The following is a 9,638-nucleotide window of genomic DNA, read 5'->3' as shown; positions in this document are numbered from 1 at the left end:
TTCGACATATTAGATGAAGCTAATGAAAGAGAAGATTCCCCTGATGCAGTAGAAGCAACAGATGTAGATGGAAAAGTGGAGTTTAAAAATGTGTATTTCAACTATAACGAAAATAAGGAAGTTTTAAAAGATATAAATTTCGTGGTAGAACCTGGGTCGAATGTAGCTTTAGTAGGGCCAACTGGAGCAGGAAAAACCACAATAGTAAATCTCTTGACCAATTTTTACGAAGTAACTAGAGGTGAAATCTTAATAGATGATATAAATATAAAAAAATACAAAAAAAATTCACTGAGAAATATGTTTGGTGTAGTATTACAAGATACCTATCTTTTTTCAGGAAGTATAAAAGAAAACATAAGATATGGAAAACTAGATGCAACCGACGAAGAAATAATTAGGGCTTGTAAGATATCAAATGCCGATGAATTCATAAAGAGATTGCCAAATGGATATGAAACTTATATTAATGAAGGTGGAACTAATTTAAGTCAAGGTCAAAGGCAACTTTTAGCAATAGCAAGAGCAGTTTTAAAAGATCCTTCAATCCTAATATTAGACGAAGCTACTTCAAATGTAGACACAAGAACAGAATTGAAAATACAAGAAGCTATGATTGCATTGATGGAAAATAGAACCACATTCATCATAGCCCATAGGCTTTCAACAATAAGAGATGCGGATATAATAATGATGATAGATGATGGAAGAATAATTGAAAAAGGAACACATGAAGAGTTGATAGCAAAAAAAGGTGCATACTTTAATCTCTACATGAGCCAATATTTAAATACTGCTGAATAAAAGGAAGAGGGATCTCTTCCTTTTATTTGTTGGATATGTGTTTAACCATCTCAAATAAAAGCTTATCTCTCCTCTTAATTGCCTCTTCATCTCTTCCATTCGAGTAATCGTAAAATCCTTTTTTTGTCTTTACACCGAGATTATTTTCTTCAATTAAAGTTTTCAAGATTTTAGGAACTTCTTTTTCATCCCCTAGGTCTTTAAAAAGGTAACTTGATATAAAATAAAATGTATCAAGCCCTCCAAGATCAGCAGTTTCCAAAGGACCTATTATTGGATATCTAAATCCAGGCCCATATTTCATTGCTTTGTCTACATCTTCGATACTAGCAATCCCTTGTTCCACAATATGCAAAGCTTCTCTAAAAGCTGCAAACTGCAGTCTATTTCCTATAAATCCAGGGACATCTTTGTTTACAACGACAGCTTGTTTCCCTATGTTTTCAAGAAGGCTTTTAAGATTGATAACCATCTCATCACTAGTTTCTTCGCCTCTTATTAATTCAACTAGAGGAATAATATGAGCTGGATTCCAAAAATGCATGCCAATAAATCTGGATTTATCGTTGAGTTTAGATGAAATTTCATTGATGCTAAGACCTGATGTGTTTGTAGCAAAATAGGCATCTTTTTTAGCTATTTGTTCAATTTCTTGCCAAAAATCCTGTTTTACTTCTAATTTTTCCACTATACATTCGATTATTAAATCACAATTTTTAAATTCATTCTTGTCAGTAGAAAATTTTATTTTCGTAAAAATATCATCTACTTGGTTTTCTTCCATCAAACCCTCTTCAACTAAGCTTTTATTAAATATTTCTATTAGATTTCTAGACTTATCCAAATACTCATTTTTTATATCATTCACTATGACATTTTTACCAAATCTAGCAAATATTTGAGCTATGCCAGAACCCATAGTCCCTGCACCAGCAATACCTATCAAATTTATATCCTTTAACTTCACAATTATCTCTCCCATCTTTAAATAAAAGGCTGCTTTACGCAGCCTTTTATTATATTTCCATTTTCTTTAAATCTTCAGCGATAATTAGTTCAGCTTCAGTACTATTTTGTACATCTTCAATGGTAAATTCTGGGTTTATTTCTTTTAATACAATTCCTTTGTCAGTTACTTCCATTACTCCCATTTCAGTGATAATCATGTCAACTTGATGTGCAGCAGTTAAAGGAAGTGTGCACTCTTTCAAAATTTTAGGTGCACCTTTTGCAGTATGTTCCATAGCTATGATTACTTTTTTAGCTCCAGTAACCAAGTCCATAGCTCCACCCATGCCAGGAACCATCTTCCCTGGTATCATCCAGTTAGCAAGGTTTCCCTTTTCATCAACCTGCAATGCTCCAAGCACAGTCATATCTACATGCCCGCCTCTAATAATTGTAAATGATGTAGCTGAATCAAAGAATGCTCCACCTGGAATGATAGTTACAGGCTGCCCTCCTGCATTTACAATTCTCATGTCTTCTTTACCTGGCTCTGGCGCAGGTCCTAAACCAATAAATCCATTTTCTGATTGAAGAAATATGTTCATGCCTTCAGGTATATAGTTAGCTACCATTGTTGGAAGTCCTATACCTAAATTTACAACATCTCCATCTTTTAACTCTTTGGCAACTCTCTTAGCTATAAATGCCTTTATTTCATTTTTATCCATTAATTTGCACCTCCATCAACGATGTAGTCGACAAATATACCTGGTGTTACAACATCGTTTGGATCTAAGTCTCCAACTTCAACTATCTCACAAGCTTCAACTATCACTGTATCAGCGGCAGTTGCCATTAGAGTGTTGAAGTTTCTTGTTGCTCCAAAATATACTATATTTCCAAACTTATCTACCTTTTGCCCTGAAATCAAAGCCACATCAGCTTTAAGTGGTTTTTCGAGTAAATATTCTACACCATCTACTGTAATCTTTTGCTTTCCTTCTTCAATTACAGTGCCAACGCCTGTTGGAGTCAATATCCCACCAAGTCCTGCTCCACCAGCTCTTACTTGCTCAGCCAATGTGCCTTGTGGTACTAATACAACTTCCATCTCTCCAGCGTTCATTTGTCTACCTGTTTCAGGGTTTGTGCCAACATGTGATGCGATTAGTTTTTTAATTTGATGATTTACAACTAATTTGCCTACACCATAGTCAGGAAAACTTGAATCGTTGCAAATTAAAGTTAAATCCTTAACATTTTTTTCAACAAGTTTATCTATTATTTTATGTGGGTTTCCACATCCGAGAAAACCGCCTACCATTATCGTCATACCATCTTTAATCATGTCTACGGCTTCATCAATGCTGATTAATTTATTCATCTATTTCCCACCTTTCAATTATCTTTTAACGATCATTGTAATACCTTGTCCGCCACCTATGCAAAGAGTTGCTAAGCCAAGTTTATTGTCTCTTTTTTTCATCTCATGTATTAAAGTAACAAGAATCCTTGCTCCTGAAGCTCCAATTGGATGACCTAAAGCAATAGCTCCACCGTTTACATTTGTGATATCCAAATTTAAATTCAAATCTTTTGCAACAGAAAGAGCTTGAGATGCAAATGCTTCATTAGCTTCAACTAACTCAATATCTTCTATTGTAAGACCAGCTTTTTCTAAAGCTTTTCTGCTTGCAGGAATTGGTCCTGTTCCCATTATAGATGGATCAACACCAGCAGCTGCATAGCTTACAATTTCAGCCAAAGGAGTAATCCCTAATTCATCAGCTTTTTCTTTGCTCATTACAACTAAAGCAGCAGCACCATCATTGATACCTGATGCGTTGCCTGCAGTTACAGTTCCATCTTTTTTAAATGCAGGTCTCAATTTTGACAATGCTTCGATTGTTGTGCCAAATCTTGGATATTCATCAGTATCAACTACTTTTGGATCTCCTTTTCTTTGAGGTATAACTACTGGAACGATTTCATCTTTAAATCTTCCGCTTTTTATAGCTTCTTCTGCTCTTAATTGACTTGTTAGTGCAAATTGATCTTGTTCTTCTCTTGTTATATTGTATTTTTCAGCTACATTTTCTGCAGTTATTCCCATGTGATAGTGATTAAATACATCAGTTAAACCATCATCAACCATATAGTCAAGTATTTCACCATTTCCCATTCTTTGTCCCCATCTATGATTTTTCAATAGATAAGGAGCTTGTGACATGTTTTCAGTACCACCAACTACTACTATGTCTGCATCTCCAGCCTTAATAGCTTGAGCAGCTAATGCTACTGTTTTTAATCCGGATCCGCATACTTTATTTACAGTAAAACTAGTTACATATTCAGGTATTCCAGCGCCCATAGATACTTGTCTAGCAACATTTTGTCCAAGACCAGCTTGAAGTACATTTCCAAAGATCACCTCATCAACCATCTCTGGGTTTACGTTTGCCCTGTTGAGAGCTTCTTTTACTGCTACTACTCCTAATTCTACAGCGCTAAAATCTTTGAATGCGCCACCATAAGCTCCAATAGGAGTTCTAACAGCACTTACTATTACTACTTCTTTCATTAATCTTTCCTCCTTAACTCCATTTTCTATATATTTATCCCATCCCCAATTTATAGTATATCATAGCACATAAACTAATTGTATATAATTTAATATATTCCAAAACTAGCAAGAATGATTGCTGGGATAGATGATAATACAGGCAATAACAAAGATGTTACAAAAATATCTATATATGATTCCTTATGAGTCATGCCTGTTACTGCTAATAGAGTCAATACGGCTCCATTATGTGGTAGTGTATCAAGACCACCTGATGCTAGTGATGCAACTCTATGAAAAGCTTCCGGACTAATACCTGTTTCTAAAGCTATTTGATAATATTTTTCTCCCAAAGCTTCTAACGCAATACCCATACCACCTGATGCTGATCCAGTAGCTCCAGCTAAAATATTAACTGCTATTGCTTCAGAAATAAGTGGGGTTCCTTTTATGTTCATAACAGCTTCAGTAAGGTTTTGAAATCCTGGAACTGCTTTTACTACTGAGCCAAAGCCTACTGCTGCTGATGTGTTGATTATAGCAAGAACAGATCCACTAGCTCCATTATTGATGCTCTTTGTAAATCCTTTGTATTTTTTGTAATTTAAAGCCATACTTAAAACTATACCTGAAAGAAGTGCAACTATTATATTTAAATCAAATACATTTAGTGTTACTATAACAGTGATTAAAGGTAAAATTGATAATAATGGATTTGGTAATTCTTCATCTGATAAAGTATTACCTTCACTTTTTACTTTTGGCTCAGTAAATACTTCTCCTTTTTCTCTGAGTTTCTTTTCTCTCCATGTTAAATATAAATATCCTAAAATAAACATAAACAAAGCGGCTACAATCCCCATAATTGGTCCAGCTGTTGGAGTTGTATTAAAATATTTCATTGGGATAAGGTTTTGAATTTGTGGTGTTCCTGGTATAGCTGTCATTGTGAATGTGAAAGAACCTAAAGCAATACAACCGGGAATCAATTTTCTAGAGATATTAGCTTCTCTAAAGAGTGCTAATGCTAAAGGATACATAGCAAATACAACTACAAATAAACTTATTCCACCATAAGTCAATACTGCACAGCCTAATATAACTCCCAATATAGCTCTTTTTGCACCGATTATCTTAGTTAGCCAATGAGCTATTGACCTTGCTGCACCAGTATAATCCATCAAGTGACCAAATACAGCCCCTAACATAAACGCTGGAAACCAAGACTTAGTAAATCCTACAAACCCCGTCATATATACTTCTGTATACGATTCTAATAGTGGAATACCTCCAGTAAGGGCAACTACTAAAGCAGCTAAAGGAGCAACCCAAATAATTGAATAGCCTCTATATGCTAAAAACATAAGAAGAACAAGACCAATAAAAATACCTAACATATACATATCACTCCTTTAAATTATTGTTTAGTTGGCAGTCCAGCCACCATCAATAGTAAGCATTGAGCCAGTAATATGATCTCCTGCACTTGAGCATAAGAACATAGCAACATCTGCAACAGTTTCTGGTTCGATTAATTTTTTAACAGCACATTTTGAAAGCATTATTTTTTCGATTACTTCATCCGTACTTATTCCATGAGTTATTGCTTGATCAGCTATTTGGTTGTCTACTAAAGGGGTTCTAACATAAGATGGACAGATAGAATTAACTGTTATTCCAAAAGGTCCTCCCTCTAATGCAGCAGTCTTTGTTAGTCCTCCTAAACCATGTTTAGCAGATATATAAGCAGATTTAAACTCAGATGCAACCAGTCCATGAATAGAGTTTAAATTAATTATTCTGCCCCAGCCTTTCTCTTTCATATATGGCCATGAATATTTAGTCAATAAAAATGGGGCTGTAAGCATTAAGTTAATCATGAAATCCCATTTGTCTTCTGGAAAAGATTCAATTGGTGAAACAGTTTGAATTCCAGCTACATTAACTAAAACATCAACGCCATTATAATTTTCCACAGTGAAATCTACCAATTTCTTGCAGTCTTCACGTTTACTTAAATCAGTCTTGATGTACTTAGCGTTTAGCTTTGAAGCTTCCTCCATAAGTTTAACTTCATTTATATCAGCCATTACTACATTTGCTCCGTCTTCTGCAAATTTCTTAGCTATGGCAAGTCCTATACCACTAGCTGCTCCTGTTACAATACAAACTTTGTTTTCTAACATATCATTACCTCCTCTTTTTTCTTATATTTATTGCAAGATTTGTGCCAACGTTTTCATTAAAATTGTATAAAATACCTCAATATTTTCACAAAAAGAAAAGACTACTCAGAGACATTAACAAAGTCTTTTAGTAGTCTAAAGTATATTCGTGCTTTTCAATATTTTCGAATATTTATGAATTACAAAAAACAATAAAATTGTAATGTTTAATTTACAATATATCGGTTTATTATGTTAAAATGTCAACTAAAGTTAACATTTTTTGCTATATTTTCATAGCATTGTAAATAATACTTTAATTTATATACTATGATAAATATATAACATCATTCTAAGTTATATTTTTCGATTTTTTCATATAACGCAGTTCTGCTAATTTTTAAAATCTCTGCAGCTTTTGTCTTATTTCCATTCGAAGCTAGCAATGCATTAGATATTATCTCCTTTTCATATTCTTCCATTTCTTCTTTTAAACTCTTTAACTCTTTATCTTCTTTTAACCCTGATATTTTTATTGGCAAATGCTTAATCTTTATAATTGTTTCACCATCTAAATAATTAATCGCCCTTTCTAAAACATTTTCTAATTCCCTTACATTTCCAGGCCAATCATATTTTTTCAATAAATCCATTGCCCTTTTGCTAATTCCATCTACTTTAATTTTTTCATCTTTTGATATTTTCTCTATTAAGTGATTTGCTATCTCTGGAATATCCTCTTTTCTCTTTCTAAGTGGTGGTATAACCATGCTTATTACATTTAGTCTATAATATAGATCAAGTCTAAATTCACCTTTTCTTATCATTTCTTCTAAGTCCTTATTGGTTGCTGAAATTATCCTAACATCTATTTTTTCAGGTGTATTTGACCCTATTTTTTCTATTTCCTTTTCTTGTAGCACCCTCAATAACTTAACTTGCATATTCATTGGCAATTCTGCGATTTCATCTAAAAATATGCTCCCTCCGTCCGCTGCTTTAAATTTTCCTATCTTTCCGCCTTTTTTAGCTCCAGTAAAAGAACCTTCTTCATATCCAAATAATTCTGACTCTAAAAGTTCGCTTGGTATTGAACCACAATTAACTTTAATAAAAGGTCCTTCTTTTCTCTTACTTAAAGAATGTATTGCATTTGCAAAAAGTTCTTTTCCTGTGCCAGTTTCTCCTAATATCAAAACATTTGAATTAGTATTTGCTATCCTTTTAGTAAGTTCTTTTAATTCTTTAATCTCTCTTGATTCTCCAATTATACTATCTAATTGATATTTTGCTGAATTTATCTTTTTAAATTCATTTTTATACATGTTCAATTCTTTTTCAATCTTGTAGACTTTTGTATAAAGTTGTTCTAATTCATCTAAATCTCTAAATAACACTTTACCAACTGCACCGACAATTCTGCCATTTACATAAACTGGGATACGAGTAGCGATCATCTTCCTTCCATTTATTTCTTGAACTTGAGCGATTTCCTCAATCCCTAGTTTGGCAACTTCATGCATCCTTGTATTTTCAATGACTTCCGTTACATGTTTTCCTATGGATTCATCTCTATCTACATTTAAAAACTCAGCATAGGCATTGCTAAGCATCTCAATATATCCTTCTTTATTTACGTATACTATGCAATCATTTGTTGCCTCCATAATAGTTTTTAACAGTGAAGATGCTTCCATTTCAGTATTCATGGTTCCTATTACACTCTTGCACAAATCCAACGCATTAAAATTAACTAATAGATATACATCTTTTTTTATTTCAACTCTTGATATATGAAACATGTATTCAGAGTCGAGATACTCTATTTTCTTTCTAATAGCCGTTTCGTTTGTGTAGTCAATCTTTTTTATCTCCGCAACTATCTCGTTCAATAATAAATCTAATTCTAACTTATTTGTACCTTTTCTAAGAAGTCTTTCAGCCCTTTTATTTGTGTACACAACTTTAAACATCTTATCTAGAATTATGATTCCAGATTCAAAAGCATTTGCTACCTCATATGAAGTTATATTTTTCTCTGGCATAAAAAACCCTCACTTTTTATTTTATAAGTCAAGTATATCAAAAAAAATAAATATCACCAAAAAGGTGATATTTTATTTTCCCTAACTTTTCTATGAAACCATCTACAATTCTTTTATCACTTAACATAGATTTTTTACGATTAAAATCATCTATTGGCTTTGTAGTCTTTATAACCCATTGTGACTATCCATACATACATCAAGGTTTTTGGAATCATTAGCATACCAATTAGAGGATAAATATCACCCCAGAGTACGACTGGTATATAAAAAACAAAAGACAAAGTTATTGCTAGATACATATTTTTGAAACTCTTGTCTTTATAATTCTTTGTGCAGTTATATGCTATGGCTATCATGATAATTCCCATTATCACAAATGGTATGTTCCTATAAATTCCCCAATCTAAAGGCTGTATTTCGCTTGTCCATTGATTTTGAGGCATTGCTGTCAAAACCACTCTAGCTAAAGCTAATATCCAAATGGCAAAATCTAGTACTTTGTTTTTTATATTATACCTGTTTTTAAATATATAGTAGAGTATAATGTAAAATACTGTCATAGTAACAGATGTTACTGCTTTTCCAATACCTAATGAGTTTTTATAAACTTCAAATCCATTTGCTGTATTTAGAGCTAATATTCTCGGTACAAGGTGAAAAGCATCTCCAAACCCCAAAATAACTGCCATAATTCCAAACAATCTCGAATTTGTTTTTTTATTGTTTTTAATGATCAAATAAAACCCCATAGAGATAACAAAAACTAAATAAATTATATCAAAAAGCGACTCCATCAAAACTCTCATAACATCACTCCTCGTAGATCTCATCTCAAAGAAATTATCTTTGGACACTAATTATATAATGGAGTGATTATATTTGTCAATTATTTCATATTTGTAATCGTTTCATTTTGTAATGAAGTTAATTGTAAAAGTAAATTAGACCCCCTTTTCAAAAACAGTCTAATTTAGTCTTACAAATTTAGGGGTCTAATTTAACCTTACAAATTTTTGATAGACATAATTTGTTTTGTGAAGCCAGAGGGGAATATCTTCTCAAGAAGAGCCGCCGCAGGGAAATATTGATATAAGGTTCTTGAAAATGATA

At 32.9% G+C, this 9,638-nt stretch carries 9 protein-coding genes; 1 reads left to right on the top strand and 8 read right to left on the bottom strand.

Features of this window, described 5'->3' with window-relative positions; all coding sequences use genetic code 11:
• Positions 1–804 (top strand): ABC transporter ATP-binding protein (locus ACTB1H_RS07720; RefSeq protein WP_463262267.1); only part of this gene is annotated, 804 nt, incomplete at its 5' end.
• Positions 805–826: 22 nt separating this feature from the next.
• Here the strand turns inward: ACTB1H_RS07720 and ACTB1H_RS07715 are convergent.
• The 8 genes from ACTB1H_RS07715 to ACTB1H_RS07680 form a co-directional block, all read right to left on the bottom strand.
• Positions 827–1,771 carry a 3-hydroxyacyl-CoA dehydrogenase family protein gene (locus ACTB1H_RS07715; protein WP_463262266.1) on the bottom strand — a complete coding sequence of 315 codons (945 nt, stop codon included), beginning with the start codon at positions 1,769–1,771 and terminating at the stop codon, positions 827–829.
• Positions 1,772–1,820: 49 nt separating this feature from the next.
• Entirely contained in the window at positions 1,821–2,480 is a 660-nt protein-coding gene (locus tag ACTB1H_RS07710) for a CoA transferase subunit B (protein WP_463262265.1), read from the bottom strand.
• Complete coding sequence (gene atoD, locus ACTB1H_RS07705) at positions 2,480–3,136, bottom strand: acetate CoA-transferase subunit alpha (RefSeq protein ID WP_463262264.1); 657 nt, start codon at positions 3,134–3,136, stop codon at positions 2,480–2,482. The genes ACTB1H_RS07710 and atoD overlap by 1 nt, the downstream gene beginning before the upstream one ends.
• A gap of 18 nt (positions 3,137–3,154) precedes the next feature.
• Positions 3,155–4,333 carry an acetyl-CoA C-acetyltransferase gene (locus ACTB1H_RS07700; protein ID WP_463262263.1) on the bottom strand — a complete coding sequence of 393 codons (1,179 nt, stop codon included), beginning with the start codon at positions 4,331–4,333 and terminating at the stop codon, positions 3,155–3,157.
• Between the two features lie 89 nt (positions 4,334–4,422).
• The gene (locus tag ACTB1H_RS07695; protein ID WP_463262262.1) at positions 4,423–5,712 is read right to left on the bottom strand and encodes a GntP family permease; all 1,290 of its coding nucleotides are present in this window, start codon (positions 5,710–5,712) and stop codon (positions 4,423–4,425) included.
• Between the two features lie 27 nt (positions 5,713–5,739).
• Positions 5,740–6,501, bottom strand: coding sequence for a 3-hydroxybutyrate dehydrogenase (locus ACTB1H_RS07690; RefSeq protein WP_463262261.1), 762 nt, complete (start codon positions 6,499–6,501; stop codon positions 5,740–5,742).
• 326 nt (positions 6,502–6,827) lie between these two features.
• Entirely contained in the window at positions 6,828–8,525 is a 1,698-nt protein-coding gene (locus tag ACTB1H_RS07685) for a sigma-54 interaction domain-containing protein (RefSeq protein ID WP_463262260.1), read from the bottom strand.
• A 146-nt stretch (positions 8,526–8,671) separates the two neighbouring features.
• Complete coding sequence (locus ACTB1H_RS07680; RefSeq protein ID WP_463262259.1) at positions 8,672–9,334, bottom strand: hypothetical protein; 663 nt, start codon at positions 9,332–9,334, stop codon at positions 8,672–8,674.
• Positions 9,335–9,638 lie beyond the last annotated feature (304 nt).

It is taken from the genome of Soehngenia sp., from assembly GCF_055108775.1.
The sequence above is the reverse complement of the archived record's forward strand: the minus strand, read 5'-3'. Positions and strand labels throughout refer to the sequence as shown.